This window comes from Marilutibacter chinensis (assembly GCF_021725675.1).
Classification (GTDB): domain Bacteria; phylum Pseudomonadota; class Gammaproteobacteria; order Xanthomonadales; family Xanthomonadaceae; genus Marilutibacter; species Marilutibacter chinensis.
This window is the reverse complement of sequence record NZ_JAKJPO010000008.1, coordinates 170,686-187,542: the sequence shown is the minus strand read 5'-3', so window position 1 is coordinate 187,542 and position 16,857 is coordinate 170,686. Positions and strand designations below refer to the sequence as shown.

The 16,857-nt window shown below is 69.1% G+C and carries 14 protein-coding genes and 2 pseudogenes; 14 read left to right on the top strand and 2 right to left on the bottom strand.

The features are described from left to right. Positions 1–23 precede the first annotated feature (23 nt). Together L3V18_RS13215 and L3V18_RS13210 are read left to right on the top strand one after the other, a co-directional pair. On the top strand, positions 24–665 hold the full coding sequence (locus tag L3V18_RS13215) for an inorganic diphosphatase (protein ID WP_425493530.1): 642 nt from the start codon (positions 24–26) through the stop codon (positions 663–665). Between the two features lie 247 nt (positions 666–912). Next, entirely contained in the window at positions 913–1,323 is a 411-nt protein-coding gene (locus L3V18_RS13210) for a GFA family protein (protein WP_237055636.1), read from the top strand. A gap of 152 nt (positions 1,324–1,475) precedes the next feature. Here L3V18_RS13210 and L3V18_RS13205 read toward each other — a convergent pair whose 3' ends face one another. Next, positions 1,476–2,981: an aminotransferase class III-fold pyridoxal phosphate-dependent enzyme gene (locus L3V18_RS13205; protein ID WP_237055633.1), complete on the bottom strand. Its 1,506-nt coding sequence runs from the start codon at positions 2,979–2,981 to the stop codon at positions 1,476–1,478. Positions 2,982–3,255: 274 nt separating this feature from the next. Between L3V18_RS13205 and L3V18_RS13200 the strand changes: the two genes are divergently transcribed. From L3V18_RS13200 to secF, 8 genes are all read left to right on the top strand, one after another. Beyond that, positions 3,256–3,687: an Lrp/AsnC family transcriptional regulator gene (locus L3V18_RS13200; protein WP_237055631.1), complete on the top strand. Its 432-nt coding sequence runs from the start codon at positions 3,256–3,258 to the stop codon at positions 3,685–3,687. Between the two features lie 33 nt (positions 3,688–3,720). Continuing rightward, positions 3,721–4,380: a TetR/AcrR family transcriptional regulator gene (locus tag L3V18_RS13195; protein ID WP_237055629.1), complete on the top strand. Its 660-nt coding sequence runs from the start codon at positions 3,721–3,723 to the stop codon at positions 4,378–4,380. Positions 4,381–4,547: 167 nt separating this feature from the next. Continuing rightward, positions 4,548–5,582 carry an NADP-dependent oxidoreductase gene (locus L3V18_RS13190; RefSeq protein ID WP_237055628.1) on the top strand — a complete coding sequence of 345 codons (1,035 nt, stop codon included), beginning with the start codon at positions 4,548–4,550 and terminating at the stop codon, positions 5,580–5,582. A 116-nt stretch (positions 5,583–5,698) separates the two neighbouring features. Further along, positions 5,699–6,778 (top strand): tRNA preQ1(34) S-adenosylmethionine ribosyltransferase-isomerase QueA, encoded by a 1,080-nt coding sequence (gene queA / locus L3V18_RS13185; RefSeq protein ID WP_237055627.1) that lies wholly within the window; start codon positions 5,699–5,701, stop codon positions 6,776–6,778. 73 nt (positions 6,779–6,851) lie between these two features. Next, entirely contained in the window at positions 6,852–7,988 is a 1,137-nt protein-coding gene (gene tgt, locus L3V18_RS13180; protein ID WP_237055626.1) for a tRNA guanosine(34) transglycosylase Tgt, read from the top strand. 111 nt (positions 7,989–8,099) lie between these two features. Then, on the top strand, positions 8,100–8,441 hold the full coding sequence (gene yajC, locus L3V18_RS13175; RefSeq protein WP_237055625.1) for a preprotein translocase subunit YajC: 342 nt from the start codon (positions 8,100–8,102) through the stop codon (positions 8,439–8,441). Positions 8,442–8,651: 210 nt separating this feature from the next. Then, positions 8,652–10,520, top strand: a complete 1,869-nt coding sequence (secD, locus tag L3V18_RS13170) for a protein translocase subunit SecD (protein ID WP_237055624.1) — start codon at positions 8,652–8,654, stop codon at positions 10,518–10,520. Positions 10,521–10,535: 15 nt separating this feature from the next. Next, positions 10,536–11,495, top strand: a complete 960-nt coding sequence (secF, locus tag L3V18_RS13165) for a protein translocase subunit SecF (protein ID WP_237055623.1) — start codon at positions 10,536–10,538, stop codon at positions 11,493–11,495. A gap of 275 nt (positions 11,496–11,770) precedes the next feature. On the opposite strand, the gene L3V18_RS13160 is transcribed toward secF, so the two are convergent. After that, positions 11,771–12,601 carry an inositol monophosphatase family protein gene (locus tag L3V18_RS13160; protein WP_237055621.1) on the bottom strand — a complete coding sequence of 277 codons (831 nt, stop codon included), beginning with the start codon at positions 12,599–12,601 and terminating at the stop codon, positions 11,771–11,773. Positions 12,602–12,729: 128 nt separating this feature from the next. Between L3V18_RS13160 and L3V18_RS13155 the strand changes: the two genes are divergently transcribed. The 4 genes and pseudogenes from L3V18_RS13155 to L3V18_RS19485 form a co-directional block, all read left to right on the top strand. Further along, positions 12,730–13,542, top strand: coding sequence for an RNA methyltransferase (locus L3V18_RS13155; RefSeq protein WP_237055619.1), 813 nt, complete (start codon positions 12,730–12,732; stop codon positions 13,540–13,542). Between the two features lie 160 nt (positions 13,543–13,702). Then, positions 13,703–14,644, top strand: a complete 942-nt coding sequence (locus L3V18_RS13150) for a phosphate/phosphite/phosphonate ABC transporter substrate-binding protein (RefSeq protein WP_237055617.1) — start codon at positions 13,703–13,705, stop codon at positions 14,642–14,644. Then, a pseudogene (locus L3V18_RS19490) lies at positions 14,641–15,960 on the top strand (diguanylate cyclase domain-containing protein); the annotation flags it as partial. The gene L3V18_RS13150 and the pseudogene L3V18_RS19490, both read left to right, overlap by 4 nt. A gap of 69 nt (positions 15,961–16,029) precedes the next feature. Further along, positions 16,030–16,776 (top strand): annotated as a pseudogene (locus L3V18_RS19485) (putative bifunctional diguanylate cyclase/phosphodiesterase); the annotation flags it as partial. Positions 16,777–16,857 lie beyond the last annotated feature (81 nt).

Sequence of the window (16,857 nt, the reverse complement as noted above, 5' to 3'; positions counted from 1 at the left end):
TGACCCGGTCGAGGAACATACCGATGAGCCGGCCGACGAACCGTGCTTCGCGCGCATGCCGTGGCGTTCTTGCCGGATGGTTGCTGGCGATGGCGCCGGTGGCGATGGCGGCGGCGGATGAGAATGTCCGCCATCCCTTCCGTGCGCGGCAACCGTCGTCCACGCCCGAGGCGGTCCTGATGGTCGTGGAGATCCCGGCCGGAGGCTCGATCAAGTACGAGATCGACGAGGACGGGCTGATCCGGGTCGACCGCTTCCTGACGATGCCGATGGCCTATCCGGCCAACTATGGCTCGATTTCCCGCAGCCTCGCCGGCGACGGCGACCCTCTCGACGCCCTGGTGCTGACGCGCACGCCATTGCAGCCGGGCACGCTCGTCGAGTTCCGGCCGATCGGGTATCTGAGGATGCGCGATCGCGGCGATGGGGACGAGAAGGTCATCGGCGTGCCCACAGAACGCGTCGATCCCACGTACTCCGGCGTCCGCGACCTCGCCGACCTGCCGTTGGCCGAACGGCAACGCATCGAGGCGTTTTTCCGGGTCTACAAGGAGCTTGCCGACGGAGGCAATCCGGTCGTGCTCGACGGGTTCGCGGGGGCGGCGGAGGCTCGCGAGCTGGTCGAGCGTTCGCTGCAGCGGTTCGAACGCGGTGCGGGCGACTGACGGGCCCGCCGGCAGGGCCCGCCCCGGGCGGGGCCAATCTGGAACCGGCCGATCCGGAACGGCCGATGGAAGCGTTCGATGGGAGAGGGCGGTTGCAGCCCGCGTGCGGCCGCGCGCCGCTCCCGGCATTGTCGCGCGAAACGCCGTGTGTCGGCGACGTGGTCCATCCCGTCGACGAACCCATCGCCGCACGCAGTCCGGAGCCTGTCGTACACTGACCGGCCTGGTCGCAGCGGGGAATCGCCGCATGGATCCATCGTCCGCCAAGGGGAGCTGCCTCTGCGGCAGCGTCCGCTTCTCCGCCCGCATGCCCGCCAGGTGGGTCGCGCATTGTCACTGCACACGCTGCCAGCGTGCGCACGGCGCCGCCTTCGTCACCTGGGCCGGGATGGAAGCCGGACGGGTCTCGATCGACGACCCGTCCTCCACGTTGCGCTGGCATGTCGCCGACGAAGGCGGTCAGCGAGGCTTCTGCTCACGATGCGGCAGCCCGATGTTCTTCAAGGGCGATCGCTGGCCGGGTGAACTGCACGTGGCCCGCGCGCTGTTCGCGGATGACCTCGAACAATTGCCGCAGGTGCATGCCTATTACGACACCCACGTCGACTGGTTCGAGGTCGCCGACGCGTTGCCGAAGAAACCGGCGCCGGAAGCCTGACCGGGTCGCCACGGCGGCGTGCATCGCGATGGGCGGGTGAGGGTGCCGACCCGCAGGCGATCGCGGAAGCGCGGCTGATGGAAGTGAAGTGCTGTTGATGCAGGAAAGGGGCGACATTGCCGCCGCCCCTCGCCAGTGCATCTCCTGCCAGCTCAGGCAGCGACGGCCTGGCTCGCGCGCGGGCCTTCGCGCAGCGCACGGGCGATCATGCCGACCAGCAGGTCGATCTCCTCGCTGGTGATCGCGAAGGTCGGGGTGAAGCGCAGTGAGTTGGCGCCGCCGTGGATCACGCCGATGCCGTGCTCGCGCAGCCATTCCTCGGTCGAGCCGGTGCCGTAGCACTTGTACTCCGGCGACAGTTCGCAGGAGAACAGCAGCCCGGTGCCCTGGACCTTGGTGATCGCGCCACCGGACTCGGCCTTGAGCTTCTCCAGCTTCTCGACCGCCTCGGCGCCGCGTGCGCGGATGTTCTCGCGCAGCTCGGGGGTGACCATCGACAGCACCGTGCTGGCGACGTCGAGCGCGCGCGGGTTGGTGGTCATCGTGTTGCCGTACAGGCCTTTCCTGTAGATCCCGGCGGCACGCGCGTTGACCGCGAGTACCGACAGCGGGTACTGGCCGGCGTTGAGCGCCTTGGAATAGGTCTCCATGTCCGGTGCGTCGACGTTCTCGAAGCCCGGGTAGTCGACGATCGACAGCACGCCGTTGGCGCGCAGGCCGGCCTGGATCGAATCGACCAGCAGCAGCGAACCGTGCGCGCGGGTCAGTTCGCGGGCGGCGGTGTAGAACTCGACCGGGACGCTGCGGCCCGGGTCGCCTTCGCCCATCACCGGTTCCAGGAACATCGCCTCGATGAACCAGCCGTTGTTGTCGGCGTCGGCGAATGCCTGCTTCAGCGCCGCGATGTCGTACGGCTCGATCGCGATCACCGAGGATTCGCCGCGGTAGCTGGCCAGGTGTTGCAGGTAGGTCTTGCGGGTCGAATCCGAGTACAGCGCCGGGCGGTCGGTGCGGCCGTGGAAGCTGCCCTTGACCACGATCCGCTTGATCGCGCGGCCGGCGTGGCGCGCGCCGTCGTCGGTCATCGCCTTGGCGTTGGCGTCGGCGATGCGGGCGGCGAGGGTGACCGACTCCGAACCGGAGTTCAGGCACAGGAACTTCGCGTACGGGCAGTCGCGGCCCAGGGCGATCGCGTCGCGGATCAGGCGCTCGAAGCGCAGCTGCGACAGGCTGGGGGTCATCACGTTGGCCATCGCCTGCGGGCGCGCCATCGCCTCGATCACCGCCTTGGGCGCATGGCCGAAGCCGAGCATGCCGTAGCCGCCGGAGTCGTGCAGCACCGCGCCCTTCAGGGTCACGATCCACGGGCCGCGCGCCACCAGGGCGACGTAGGGGTTGACCGCATCGTCGGCGTAGAAATTCACGTAGCCGGCCTGGACGGCGCGGATCTGCGCGTCCTCGTCCTGGTCGAGCAGGTCGCCGAGCAGATCGGCGGACTCGTCCTTCAGCCGCGCGTACTCGGCGGCGGCGGCCTCGATCGCCTCCACCAGCGACGGGTGGCCGGCGGCGAAGCGCTCGATCGTCGCGTCGTCCAGACCGGTGGTGCGGCGCTTGCCGCCGTGGGCGCGCAGCGGGGCAAGGATGTCGGTGATGGCCATGGATGCTCCTTCTTCAGCAGTTTGTCGGGAAACGCGCATCCTCCGCGTTCCGGAATCGTGGGGCTGGCGTCTTCCCGGATCTCTGGTTCCGGGAAACCGGTCGAGGTGGCGGTGCCGGCGTCGGTCGGGTCGGCATGGCCGCTCCGGGATCGTGCAGCAGCCCCGCCGCGCCAGACGCCCATCCATCCATTATCTGGATAAAATCGTCGATCGACAGTATTAATTTGGACGAAATTTTCCACAATTTCGTCGAATCGACGAAAGAGCCGCCCCGATGAAGATTACTCCCGCCGATCAGCAGCTGCTGTCGGTCCTGCGCGAGAACGCTCGCGCCTCGACTGCCGAGATCGCCCGCAGGCTGAGGCTGTCGCGGACCACCGTCCAAAGCCGGATCGAGCGGCTGGAGCGCAGCGGCGTGATTGCCGGCTATACCGTCCGGGTCCACGACCAGGCCGAACGCGGGCATATCCGCGCGCACATCATGATCACCGTGCTGCCGAAGCAGATGCCGGCCGTGGTGGATGCGCTGAGGGCGATGCCCGAGGTGCGCAGCCTGCACTCGGTCAGCGGGCCATTCGACCTGGTCGCGCTCGGAGTCGCCCCCGGGGTCGGGGAGATGGACGAGCTGACCGACCGGATCGGCGCGATCGACGGGGTCGAGCGGACCACCTCGTCGATCATCCTGTCGGCCAAGTTCGAGCGCTAGACGACCGGTCTATTCATTGCTAGGCTCCACCCCATGAGCCAGTCCGCCGATGCCGCCGCCCGTCGTCACGATGTCCGACAGCATGCCGCCAGCCAGCATGACGGGAGACCGCGCGATGTCAGGCAGCACATTCTGGACGTCGCCCAGCCACTGCTGCTGCGCAGGGGGTTCACCGCGGTCGGCCTGAGCGAGCTGCTGGCCACGGCTGGCGTACCGAAGGGCTCGTTCTACCACTACTTCGGGTCCAAGGAAGCGTTCGGCGAGGCGGTGCTGGAGGATTACTTCAGCGATTACCTGGCCCAGGTCGACGCGCTCCTGGGCGGGCCGGGCAATGCGGCCGAGCGGGTGATGCGCTACTTCGGCCACTGCCTGGACACCCAGGTCGGCGACCAGATGCAGAGCCGCTGCCTTGCGGTGAAGCTCGGCGCCGAAGTCTGCGACCTGTCCGAGCCGATGCGTGCGGCCCTGGATCGCGGCATAGCCGGGGTGGTCGCGCGGCTGACCCGGTGCATCGCCGACGGCGCCCGCGACGGCTCGCTGCCGGCGGTCGCCAACCCCGCCGCGGTCGCCAGCACGCTGTACCAGAGCTGGTTCGGCGCCAGCCTGTTGGCCAAGATCAGCCGCGACCGGGCGCCGCTCGATGCGGCAATGGCCGGTACCCGGCATCTGCTGGGACTGGCACAGCGGACCTAGCCAGGCGCAGACACGGATGGACATGCATGCCTCGATTTGCGCCTGGATCATAGACGACCGGTCTACTCAAGTCTCTTCAGGTGCGAGCACTCGCCGGCGCGACCCCGCTGGCGACGCCCGCCGCCTTCCCGCACGACGCTCCCCAACCCACCCGCAAGGAGAACCCGATGTCCGACGACACCATCCGCAACCGCCGCATCGTGCTGGCCGCCCATCCGCGGGGCCTGCCGACCCCGCAGGACTTCCGCCTCGAGGATGCGCCGATGCCGGCGCCGGCCGAGGGGCAGATCCTGCTGCGCACGCTGTACCTGTCGCTGGATCCGTACATGCGCAACCTGATGGATGCGGTCGGGCCGGTCTATGCGGAGGCGGTGAAGCCCGGTGAGACGATGGTCGGCGGCACGGTGAGCCGCGTGGTCGCATCCCGGCACCCGGACTTCAAACCCGGCGAACTGGTGCTCGGCAACGCCGGCTGGCAGACCCACGCGCTGTCCGACGGCGAAGGGCTGGTCCGGCTCGGCGAGGTCGAACGGCCGTCGCTGGCGCTGGGTGGGCTCGGCATGCCGGGCTTCACCGCCTATGTCGGCCTGTTCGACATCGGCCAGCCGCGCGCCGGGGAGACCGTGGTGGTGGCCGCGGCCAGCGGTGCGGTCGGCTCGGTGGTCGGGCAGCTTGCCCGGTTGCGGGACGCTCGGGTGGTCGGTATCGCCAGCGGCGCGGACAAGTGCCGCCAGGTGGTCGAGGAACTGGGCTTCGACGCCTGTCTCGACCGCCGCGAGCCGGATCTGGCCGGGCGTCTGGCCGCGGCCTGTCCGGACGGGATCGACGTGTATTTCGAGAACGTCGGCGGCGAGGTGTTCGACGCGGTGCTGCCGTTGCTCAACATCGGCGCGCGGGTACCGGTCTGCGGGGTGATCGCGCATTACAACGACGATGCGCCGCCGCCCGGCCCGGACCGTCTCGCCGGCGCGATGACCGCGATCCTGCAGAAGCGCATCCGGGTGCAGGGCTTCGTGATACTTGACCATTACGCGGACCGGTACGAAGAGTTCCGCCGCGAGATGGGGCAGTGGGTCGACGAAGGCCGGATCAGGCTGCGCGAGGACGTGGTCGACGGCCTGGGCGCCGCCCCGGAGGCTTTCATCGGCCTGCTGCAGGGGCGCAACCACGGCAAGCTGGTGGTCCGGGTCGCCGCGGACTGAGCAGGCACGCGGTGCGGGCGCCGTCCCCGCTTCCGCGCGGCGAATGCCTTCGCGGCCGATGCTCTTACAATGCGCGGTCGTCCCCGGCATCCGAGCTGGTTTGAAGAAGTCCCTGCTTGAAAAAGTCTGATTTCCACTACGACCTTCCGCCCGAGCTGATCGCCCAGGCGCCGCTGGCCGAGCGTTCGGCCAGCCGGCTGCTGGTCGTGCCTCCCGCGGCGCCGCAGGTCCCGGCCGCGTTCGAGGATCGCGTGTTCCGCGAGCTGCCCGGGCTGCTGCAGCCGGGCGACCTGCTGGTGTTCAACGACACCCGGGTGATTCCGGCGCGGCTGTTCGGCCACAAGAGCACCGGCGGCCGGGTCGAGATCCTGATCGAGCGGCTGCTCGGCGGCGCCGAGGTACGCGCCCAGCTCGGCGTCAGCAAGTCGCCCAGGCCGGGGGCGATGATCGCGCTGGATGCCGGCGGCGAGGCGGAGGTGCTCGGCCGTGACGGCGAGTTCTACCGGCTGCGGTTCCAGCTGGAAGAACCGCTGGAGAGCTGGCTGCTCAAGGCCGGCCGCCTGCCGCTGCCGCCGTACATCGAGCGCGAGCCGGGCGCGGACGACAGCGAGCGCTACCAGACCGTGTTCGCCCGCGAGACCGGTGCGGTCGCCGCACCGACCGCGGGCCTGCACTTCGACGATGCGCTGCTGGCGGCGTTGAAGGCGCGCGGCATCAACACCGGCCACGTCACCCTGCATGTCGGCGCCGGCACCTTCCAGCCGGTCCGCGTGGAACGCCTGGACCAGCACGTGATGCACAGCGAATGGCTGAACGTCGGCGCCGAACTGGTCGAGCAGGTCCGCCGCACCCGCGCCGCCGGCGGGCGGGTGATCGCGGTCGGCACCACCGTCGTGCGCGCGCTGGAATCGGCGATGCGCGAGGATGCCGACGGCGGCCGCGAGTTGCGCCCGTTCGCCGGCGAGACCCGGTTGTTCATCCTGCCCGGTTACCGGATCCGTTCGGTCGACGCGATGATCACCAACTTCCACCTGCCCGAGAGCACCCTGCTGATGATGATTTCCGCGTTCGCCGGCAAGGACCGGGTATTCGAGGCCTACGCCCACGCGATCCGCGAACGCTACCGCTTCTTCAGCTACGGCGACGCGATGCTGCTGTGGCCGCGCGGCGACGACGGCCGGACACCGGAACGATGAACGCGTCGCCACGCGCCAGGGAAACCGCCATGCCGGTCGCGGCCGGTTCCTCTTCGACGGGGAGGCGCACCCGATGAGCCGCATGTCCTTCCAGCTCCTTGCCAGCGACGGCGCCGCCCGCCGTGGCCGCATCCGCTTCCCGCGCGGCACCATCGAGACCCCGGCGTTCATGCCGGTCGGCACCTACGGCACGGTCAAGGGCGTGCTGCCGCACCAGCTCCGCGAGCTGGGCGCCGAGATCATCCTCGGCAACACCTTCCACCTGTTCCTGCGGCCGGGGCTGGAAGTGATCGGCGAGCACGGCGGGCTGCATGGCTTCGCGCGCTGGGACGGACCGATCCTGACCGACTCCGGTGGCTTCCAGGTGTTCTCGCTGGCGCACAAGCGCAGGATCACCGAGGCCGGCGTGCATTTCGCCGCGCCCACGGACGGCCGCAAGGTGTTCCTCGGGCCGGAGGAGAGCATGCATATCCAGAAGGTGCTCGACTCCGACATCGTGATGATCTTCGACGAGTGCCCGCCTGTGCACGTCGACGGGCAGCCGGTCGCCGTCGAGGTGGTGAAGCGTTCGATGGAGCTTTCGCTGCGCTGGGCCGAGCGCTCGAAGCGGGCGCACGAGGGCAACGACGCGGCGCTGTTCGGCATCGTCCAGGGCGGCGTCCACCACGACCTGCGGACCCGTTCGGCCGACGGGCTCAAGGCGATCGGCTTCGACGGCTACGCGATCGGCGGGCTGGCGGTCGGCGAGACCGAGAGCGAGCGCAACGCGATGCTCGACCACACCTGTCCGCAGTTGCCGGAGGACCGGCCGCGGTACCTGATGGGGGTCGGCCGGCCGGAAGACCTGGTCGAGGCGGTCGCCCGCGGCGTCGACATGTTCGACTGCGTGATGCCGACCCGCAACGCCCGCAACGGCCACTATTTCACCGCCGGCGGCACGATCCGGGTCCGCAACGCGAAATACGAGCACGACCTGCGTCCGATCGAGGAGGGCTGCGACTGCCACGCCTGCGCGAACGGCTTCAGCCGCGCCTACCTGCGCCACCTGGACCGTTGCAACGAGATGCTCGGGCCGATGCTGGGCACCCTGCACAACCTGCGCTACTACCAGCGGCTGATGGCGCAGATGCGCGAAGCGATCGGGCAGGGAACCTTTGCCGCCTTCCGCGAGTCCTTCTATGCCGCACGCGGGCTGGTGCCTCCCGTCTGAACCGGTTTCCGGCCGCCTTCGCCACCCGGCGGACGGCCGCTGCGGGCACGGCGGTGGAGCCGGACCGCCTCGTGGCATAATCCCCCGTTATTTCGCTCCAGGACGCTCCAGATGAACCTGCCCGACCTGCTGATCACCCCGGCCCACGCGCTGGTCGCCGCCGCTCCGGCCTCGCCCGGAATGGGCATGCAGCTGCTGTTCCCGATCGCGCTGATCGCGATCATGTACTTCCTGATGATCCGCCCGCAGATGAAGCGGCAGAAGGAGCATCGCGCGATGCTCGAGAAGCTGGCCAAGGGCGACGAGGTCATCACCGGCGGCGGCATCGCCGGCACCGTCAGCGAGATCGGCGACAGCTTCGTCACGGTCCAGATCGCCGACAACGTGCAGGTCCGCGTGCAGAAGGGCGCGATCTCCAACGTGCTGCCCAAGGGCACCTTGAAGTCGGCCTGAGCCGTCGCCATCGGTCATGGGGCCCCGGGGGAGTTCGGGGTCGCCGCAGGCCATGAAAGGTTTGTCCCGCGACGCGCACACGAGCGCCTGTCGCGGCGAGGCCGGTCCGGACACCGCCGGGCCGGTCGCCCCGGGGAACGGCCAGGACGGTCGTTTTGCGGGGAGACCCAATAATTCTGGCGGCCCGGTGGCCGCCGCAGGATCCGTTAGATGCTGACTTACGCGCGCTGGAAGTACGCCCTCCTCCTGGTCATCCTGGCCCTCAGCACCCTGTATGCGCTGCCGAACGTGTTCCCGCAGGATCCGTCGGTGCAGATCAGCGCCAACCGCGGCGCGGTCGTCGACGAGGCGCTCAAGACCCGCGTCGAGACCGACCTGCAAAAGGCAGGCGTGACCGCCAAGGCGGTCGAGATCGAAGGCGACAACCTGCTGGTGCGCCTGTCCGACGCCGATGCCCAGGTCAAGGCCGCCGACGCGCTGCGCCCTGACCTGGGCAGCGACTACGTGGTCGCGCTGAACCTGGCCTCGACCGTGCCCGACTGGCTCGAGAAGCTCGGCGGCAGGCCGATGCTGCTGGGCCTGGATCTGCAGGGCGGCGTCCACTTCACGATGCAGGTCGACCAGAAGGCCGCACTCGACAAGCGCCTGGAGGCGACCGCCGAGGACATCCGCGTGCTGTTGCGCGAGAAGCGCATCCGCTACGAGTCGGTCGAGCGCCGCGCCGGCAACACGGTCGTCGCCACCCTCGGCGACGCCGCCGAGGCGGAGAAGGCGCGCGAGGCGATCGTGCTCAGCCAGCCGACGTTGCAGCTCAACGTCGTCGGCAACACGATCAGCGTGGAGATGAGCGACACCGAGCTGCGCCAGCTCGCGGTCGACGCGATCGAGCAGAACGTTGGCACGCTGCGCAACCGCGTCAACGCGCTCGGTGTCGCCGAGCCGATCATCCAGCGCCAGGGCGAGGACCGCATCGTGGTCCAGCTGCCGGGCGTGCAGGACACCGCCCAGGCCAAACGCGTGCTCGGTGCGACCGCGACCCTCGAGTGGCGCGCGGTCATGGAAGGCAACGCCTACGACGCACGCGATACCGGCATCGTGCCGCCCGAGGCCCGGCTGTACCACCACGCCAGGGACGTCGGTCCCGACGGCAAGCCCGTGCCCTACCTGCTCAGCAAGCGGGTGATCGCGTCCGGCGACCAGATGGTCAACGCCACCTCCGGGATGGATCCGCAGTCCGGCACGCCGTCGGTCAGCGTGCGCCTGAACGGTGCCGGCGGCCAGCGCATGTTCGAGTTCACCAGCGAGAACGTCGGCAAGCCGATGGCGGTGGTCTACATCGAGCGCGTGCCCGAGGTCCGCATCGTCGACGGCGAAGAGGTGCGCAGCACCCGCATCGACGAGGAGATCATCTCGGTGGCGACCATCCAGGGCGTGTTCGGCAAGGACTTCCAGACCACCGGGCTGGACAGCACGAAGGAGGCCGCCAACCTGGCCCTGCTGCTGCGTTCCGGCTCGCTTGCCGCGCCGATGGACTTCATCGAGGAGCGCATCGTCGGCCCGAGCCTGGGGCGCGAGAACGTCGAGCGCGGCATGACCGCGATCAAGTACTCGTTCGCCTTCATCCTCGCCTTCTTCCTCGTCTACTACCGCATGTTCGGCGTGATCACCACGATCGCGCTGCTGCTGAACCTGCTGATGGTGGTCGCGGTGATGTCGCTGTTCGGCGCCACGATGACCCTGCCGGGCATGGCCGGCATCGCGCTGACAGTCGGCTTCTCGGTCGACGCCAACGTACTGATCAACGAGCGAATACGCGAAGAGCTGCGCGCCGGATTGCCGGCCAAGGCCGCGATCGCCGCCGGCTACGACCGCGCGGTCGGTACGATCGCCGACGCCAACATCACCGCCGTGCTCGCCGGCATCGCGCTGTTCGCGTTCGGTACCGGCCCGGTGAAGGGCTTCGCGGTCGCGCTGATCGTCGGCATCGCCACCTCGATGTACACCGCGGTCTCGGCTTCGCGCGGTGTCGCCACGCTGATCTACGGCGGCCGCCGCAAGCTCAAGTCCATTGCCATCTGACGGGGCACGAGAGAAATGAAACCATTCAACCTGTTCCCCTACGACAGCAAGATCGACTTCATGCGCCTCGGGCGCGTGTCGCTGGCGATCGCCGTGCTGCTGGTGCTGGGTTCGTTCGCGGCGATGGCGTTCAAGGGCTTCAACTTCGCCCTCGACTTCACCGGCGGCACCGTGACCGAGATGCGCTTCGAGCAGCCGGTCGACGTCGATGACGTGCGTGCGCGGTTGGGCGAGGCGGGTTACGGCAACGCCCAGGTGCAGACCTTCGGTTCGGGCAACGATCTGCTGATCCGGGTCCAGCCCAGGACCGAGGGCGGCGAGGGCGGCGCCGACCAGAACACCGCACGCGAGATCCAGCAGGCGCTGGCGATCGAAGGCAACCCGGGCACCGTGCTCAAGAGCGACTTCGTCGGCCCGCAGATCGGCAAGGAGATCGCCGTCAACGGCATCTGGGCGCTGATCTTCGTCGTCGTCGGCTTCATGATCTACATCTCGTTCCGGTTCGAGAAGAAGTTCGCCGTCGCCGCGACCCTGACCACCCTGCACGACGTGGTCGTGGTCACCGGTTGGTTCGCGTTGACCGGGCACGAGTTCGACCTGACCGTGCTGGCCGGCATCCTGTCGGTGATGGGCTTCTCGATCAACGACACCATCGTGGTGTTCGACCGCATCCGCGAGAACTTCCGTTCGATGCGCGCCGACTCGATCAGCGTGATCAACGCGGCGATCAACCAGACCCTGTCGCGAACCGTGATCACCTCGTTCGTCGCGATCCTGACGATGCTGGCGCTGTACCTGTATGGCGGCGGCTCGCTGCGCGGCCTGGCCGAGTCGATGCTGATCGGCGCGGTGATCGGTACCCTGTCGTCGATCTTCGTCGCCAGCACCCTGCTGACCTTCGGTCCGCTCAAGGTGACCAAGCAGGACCTGATGCCGAAGGCGCGCGACGAGGAGGCGCTGGCGCGCCGCCCCTGAGATTGCCGGCCCTGGCCCCAACAGAAAGGCCGCGCTCATGGCGCGGCCTTTTTCGGTTCTTCTCCCGATTGCGGGGAGGGTGTGGGGAAGCCGGTGGGCATGGGGTTTGCGGAGAGTGGGCCAGGATGGTCCACGACCCGACTTTGAGGCATGGATGCCGATCGGAGGGCGGAGCAACTCCCGTCCCGGTGGGTCGCGACCCTGTCCGGAGTCACCTACCCGCAGTCGGCAGTTCATGCCGTCATCGCGGCGAAAGCCGGAATGACGGGCAGGCGTCAGTCGAACGCCGCGGCGTAGCCGGTATCGACGATCTTCTTCTGCAGTTGGTCGCAGATCTTGAGATTGCCGGCGACCACGGCACGCGGGGCGGTGCCGCGGGCGTCCATCGGCCCGGTGCCGCGGCCGCGGAAGTCGCAGACCTTGCCGCCGGCTTCGCGCACCATCAGGGCGCCGGCGGCGATGTCCCAGGGCTTCACCCCGGCCTCGAAATAGGCGTCGGAGCGTCCGCAGGCGACGTAGGCCAGGTCGAGCGCGGCCGAGCCGGTGCGGCGGATGTCCTCTGCCTCCAGCAGCAGGTTGTCGATGGTCCTGAGCTGGGCGCCGGCACGGCTGCGCTCTCGCGGCGCGAAGCCGGTCAGGATCACGCTGCCGCCGATGTCCTTGCGCTCGGCCACGCGCACGCGCTTGCCGTTGAGCTGGGTGCCGCTGCCCTTGCTGGCGGTGAACAGGTCGTTGCGGATCGGATCGAAGATCACCCCGTGGACCGGCTCGCCGTTCTCGACCAGGGCGATCGACACGCAGAAGTGCGGGAACCCGCGCAGGTAGTTGCTGGTGCCGTCGAGCGGATCGATGACCCAGGTGAAGCGCTGGTTGTAGCCGCTGCCCCCGCTGGCACCGGTTTCTTCACCAAGAAAGGCATAGTCGGGGTGGGCTCGCTTGAGCTCGCGGATGACGACCTTCTCGGCCTCCTCGTCGACCTCGCTGGCGTAGTCCTGGCGGTCCTTCTCGACCACGTTCAGCGCATCCAGCCGGTGCATGTGGCGCAGCAGTACGTTGCCGGCGGCACGAGCGGCCTTGACCATGAGGGTGACGGCGGGTTTCTGCATGGCGGTACGCCTCGACGGATGAGGTGGGGCGGGCGCTGGGCCGCGACCGGACTGGGGAGGAGTGAAAGAGCGTCCCGGCAGTGGCATGCCGAGGCATGGCCGGGGCGCGGAGTTTACCATTGGCGGCGATGACTACCCATTCGACAGCTGAATCGACGGCATCGCGCCTGCGCATCGTCCTGGTCGGCACCCAGCACCCCGGCAACATCGGTTCCGCGGCCCGGGCGATGAAGACCATGGGCCTGACGCGGCTGGTGCTGGTGGCGCCGGAAAAGGCCCCCGACCACGAGTCGCTGGCGCTCGCCGCCGGCGCAGACGACGTGCTGGCGTCCGCCCGCACCTGCGCGAGCCTGGCCGAGGCGGTTTCCGACTGCCGCCTGGTGCTTGGCTGCACCGCCCGCAGCCGCCGGATCGCGCTGGACGAACTGGCCCCGCGCGAGGCCGCGACGCGTGCGCTCGCGCGGGCGGCCGATGGCGGCGAGGTGGCGCTGGTCTTCGGCCGCGAGCGCACCGGTCTGGACAACGGGGAGCTGCAGCTCTGCCACGCGGCCGTGCACATCCCGGCCAATCCCGGCTACAGCTCGCTGAATCTGGCTGCGGCGGTGCAGGTGCTGGCCTACGAGCTGCGCCTGGCCCTGCTGGCGTCGGCCCGGAATGACGACGGGGAGCTGGCCCGTGGCGACCCGCCGGCCTCGCATGCCGAGCTGGAGGGCTTCTTCGGCCAGCTCGGCGGTGTGCTGGACCTGATCGACTTCCACAAGGGACGCAGCCCCGAATCGGCGTTGCGCAAGTTCCGGCGGCTGTTCCTGCGCGCCGGGCTCGATGCCCGCGAGGTGCGCCTGCTGCGCGGCGTGCTGGCCGACGTCGAGCGGACCGTGCGACTGGGCCCGGCGGCGGCTCCGCGGGTGCCGTCGGACGGGCAGGACTGCGGCGATCCCTGAAGGCCGGTTCCGGCAGGGGTTGCCGACGGGCGGGTTACCGGTCTGACGATGCGGCGACGGATGGGGGCAACCGCCGTTTCGCGGATTTCGTTTCCGATAGCCGCCGCCGCCGGTTTTCGATTAGTCTGGCCGCCGGTTTTCCCGTTTGTGGCATTCGTCCTTGACCGTACGCCTGTCGTGCCTCGTGGTGCTGTTGATCGGCCTTGCTCTCCCGGTGCCGGGATGGGCCGACGACACGCCCGCTGCGGTGCCGGTCGATGATGCCCACGTGCTGGTGCTGGGGCGCATCAGCGACGACCCCAAGGCGCATTTCGAACAGCTCAAGCCGCTGCTGGACTACGTGGTGCCGCGGCTGGCCGACGTCGGCATCCGCGAGGGCCGGATCCTGATGGCCAAGGACCCGCAGCAGATGGCCAGCTATCTGCGCCGCGGCCGGGTCGACTGGATCACCGAGACCGCGGGCACCGCGATGGTGATGCACGAACGCGCCGGCGCGGTGCCGCTGGTGCTGACCGAGCGCGACGGCACCAGCCACTATCACAGCCTCTTCTTCGCACGTCGCGACAGCGGCCTGGGCTCGCTCGACGAGCTGGCCGGACATTCGGTCGCGTTCCAGCGGCCGTCCTCGACCAGCGCCTATTTCGTGCCGGCCGCGGCGATGCTCGACCGCGGCCTGGTCCTGGAAATGCTGCTGTCGCCGATGGACCACGCTGGTGCCGATTCGGTCGGCTACCTGTTCGCCCGCTCCGAGCTCAACATCTCGACCTGGGTCCACAAGCGTCTGGTCGACGTCGGTGTCATGAGCAACCTGGACTGGGACAACCCGCGCCGGATGCCGCCGGCGTTCAAGGACGACCTGGTCGTGATCGGCAAGACCCATGAGTTCCCGCGGGCGGTGGAACTGGTGCGCGCGAACATGGACCCGAGGGTGCGTGAACGCCTGCGCGAGGTGCTGATGGCGGCGGCCGACGATCCCGCCGCCGGCGACGCGATGAAGCGGTTCTTCGGCACCACCCGGTTCCTCGCGATCGACGCGGCGTCGATGCAGGCGCTGGATCGTGTGGCCGCCGGCGTCGGGCGGGTGCGGGCGGACGTCGAATGAACCTGCGCAGCGGGCTGCAGGCGAAGTTCCTGCTCGTGATGGCGCTGGCCCTGGTGGTGCAGCTTCTGCTGATGGCGGTCCTGCTGCAGCGCCAGGAACGCGCCCAGGAGGAAGTGATCGCGGTGACCCGCGACGCGATGTCGGGTGTCGCCAGCAACAGCCTGCGCCGACGCGGCGAGGGCACGGTCGCCCAGCTCGGCGAAGCCCTGGCCAACCCGCTGTACTACTTCGACCTCGACGCGATCGGCAGCCTGAGCGCATCCGCGCTGAACCAGGCCGACGCGCACTACGTCCTCGTCTACGACGCGGAAGGCAACATCATCCACGACGGCAGCGAAACGATTCCGAGCTATGGCAAGCGCATGGACGACGTGTTCGCCGACGAGGTGATCGCGTCGGATTCGCTGCTGACGCAGTTCAGCGATGACCTGATGGACGTTTCGGCGCCGATCCTGATCGGCGAGGAGCGCCTGGGCGGCGTGCGCATCGGCTTCGACCTGGCCATCGCCCGCGGCTTCCAGGACCGTGCACTGGAGGAAATGCGCGGGCAGCTGGACGGGCTCGGCCTGCGCCAGTTGCTGTGGGCCGGCACGATGGCCGGCGGCATCGTGCTGCTGGGCGTGGTGATGTTGTGGCTGGTCCAGCGCTGGCTGGTGCGCCCGATCCGGCTGCTGGCCGACTCCGCACGCCAGATCGAGGCGGGCCGCTTCGAGGTCGACCTGCCGACCAGCCGTCGCCGCGACGAAGTGGGTGAGCTGATGCGCGCGTTCAGCCGGATGAGCGAGAGTCTCGCCCGCCACGACCGCGACATCCGCCGGATGGCCTATACCGACTCGCTGACCGGCCTGTCCAACCGGCTGGCATTCCGCGAGGCGCTCGACGAGCAACTGCTGATGATCCGCGGTGCCGGGCAGCAACTGGCGCTGCTGTTCGCCGACATCGACGACTTCAAGCGCGTCAATGACACGCTCGGCCACGACGTCGGCGACGAGGTGCTGGTCCAGTGCTCGGCGCGGATCCGCGACACCATCCAGCGGCATGCCGGCGAGAACGCGTTGCTGGCGCGCTTCGGCGGCGACGAGTTCGTGATCCTGGTGCACGCCTCGCCCAAGGATGGGCACGACGTGCGCGCGGTCGCGATGGCCCTGGCCGACGCGCTGGTCGCCGAGCTGGGCCAGCCGATCCTGGTCCAGGACCGCCAGGTCTTCCTCGGTACGTCGATCGGCATCACCCTGTTCCCGGACGATGCCTCGACCGCGACGGCGCTGATGAAGAACGGCGACATCGCGATGTACCAGGCCAAGGTCGCCGGCAAGAACTGCTACCGCTTCTACAGCCGTGCGATGGACCTGGCGGTGGAACGCCGGGTCAACCTCGAGCACGAACTGCGCGGCGCCTGGGACCGGGGCGAGCTCAGCCTGGTCTACCAGCCGGTCTACCGGCTGGCCGACCGCACCATGGTCGGAGCCGAGGCATTGCTGCGCTGGAACCACCCGCGCCATGGGCAGGTCGCTCCATCGGTCTTCATCGACGTCGCGGAGCAGAGCGGGCTGATCGAGACGCTCGGTCCGCAGGTGTTGCGTACCGCCTGTGCCGAAGCCGTGCGCTGGCAGCGGGCGCGGCCGATGGCCGAACCGCTTTCGGTGGCGGTCAACGTTTCCTCGCGGCAGTTGCGAAGCGGCGGCGAACTGGCGCAGATCGTCGCCGACTGCCTGCAGGAGACCGGCCTGGAACCCGGACGGCTGCACCTGGAGCTGACCGAGACCGCGGTGATCGGCGACGAGACCCATGCCAGCGAGCTGCTCGCGAAGCTGCGCGAGACCGGAGTCAAGGTTCTGCTGGACGACTTCGGCACCGGCTTCTCCGGGCTCAGCCACCTGCGCCGGGTGCCGGTGGACGGGGTCAAGATCGATCGCAGCTTCATCGCCGACATCCTGCGCGATCCGGACGACCTCGCGCTGACCAGCGCGATCATCGCGATGGCGCATTCGCTGGGCATCACGGTGATCGCGGAGGGCGTGGAGAAGGCCGGTCAGTACGCGTTGCTGCGCGAGCGCGGTTGCGACCAGGCCCAGGGCTACTGGCTCGGACAGCCGCTGCCGGCGAACGAGTTCTTCGCGCTGCTGGGTTGAATGCGGTCGCCCGGCCGAGCACGCCGGACCGACCACGAAGCGGACGCGGAGCGCGGAAGATGAAACGCGGACCCAGGAGCC

What these genes read in the sequence shown, in the direction of transcription:
- L3V18_RS13190 (WP_237055628.1), top strand. Translation starts at nt 4,548, where the DNA reads ATGTCCGACGACACCATCCGCAACCGCCGCATCGTGCTGGCCGCCCAT.
- L3V18_RS13205 (WP_237055633.1), bottom strand. Translation starts at nt 2,981, where the DNA reads ATGGCCATCACCGACATCCTTGCCCCGCTGCGCGCCCACGGCGGCAAG.
- secD (WP_237055624.1), top strand. Translation starts at nt 8,652, where the DNA reads ATGCTGACTTACGCGCGCTGGAAGTACGCCCTCCTCCTGGTCATCCTG.
- L3V18_RS13195 (WP_237055629.1), top strand. Translation starts at nt 3,721, where the DNA reads ATGAGCCAGTCCGCCGATGCCGCCGCCCGTCGTCACGATGTCCGACAG.
- L3V18_RS13210 (WP_237055636.1), top strand. Translation starts at nt 913, where the DNA reads ATGGATCCATCGTCCGCCAAGGGGAGCTGCCTCTGCGGCAGCGTCCGC.
- L3V18_RS13215 (WP_425493530.1), top strand. Translation starts at nt 24, where the DNA reads ATGAGCCGGCCGACGAACCGTGCTTCGCGCGCATGCCGTGGCGTTCTT.
- L3V18_RS13160 (WP_237055621.1), bottom strand. Translation starts at nt 12,601, where the DNA reads ATGCAGAAACCCGCCGTCACCCTCATGGTCAAGGCCGCTCGTGCCGCC.
- secF (WP_237055623.1), top strand. Translation starts at nt 10,536, where the DNA reads ATGAAACCATTCAACCTGTTCCCCTACGACAGCAAGATCGACTTCATG.
- tgt (WP_237055626.1), top strand. Translation starts at nt 6,852, where the DNA reads ATGAGCCGCATGTCCTTCCAGCTCCTTGCCAGCGACGGCGCCGCCCGC.
- L3V18_RS13200 (WP_237055631.1), top strand. Translation starts at nt 3,256, where the DNA reads ATGAAGATTACTCCCGCCGATCAGCAGCTGCTGTCGGTCCTGCGCGAG.
- L3V18_RS13155 (WP_237055619.1), top strand. Translation starts at nt 12,730, where the DNA reads ATGACTACCCATTCGACAGCTGAATCGACGGCATCGCGCCTGCGCATC.
- yajC (WP_237055625.1), top strand. Translation starts at nt 8,100, where the DNA reads ATGAACCTGCCCGACCTGCTGATCACCCCGGCCCACGCGCTGGTCGCC.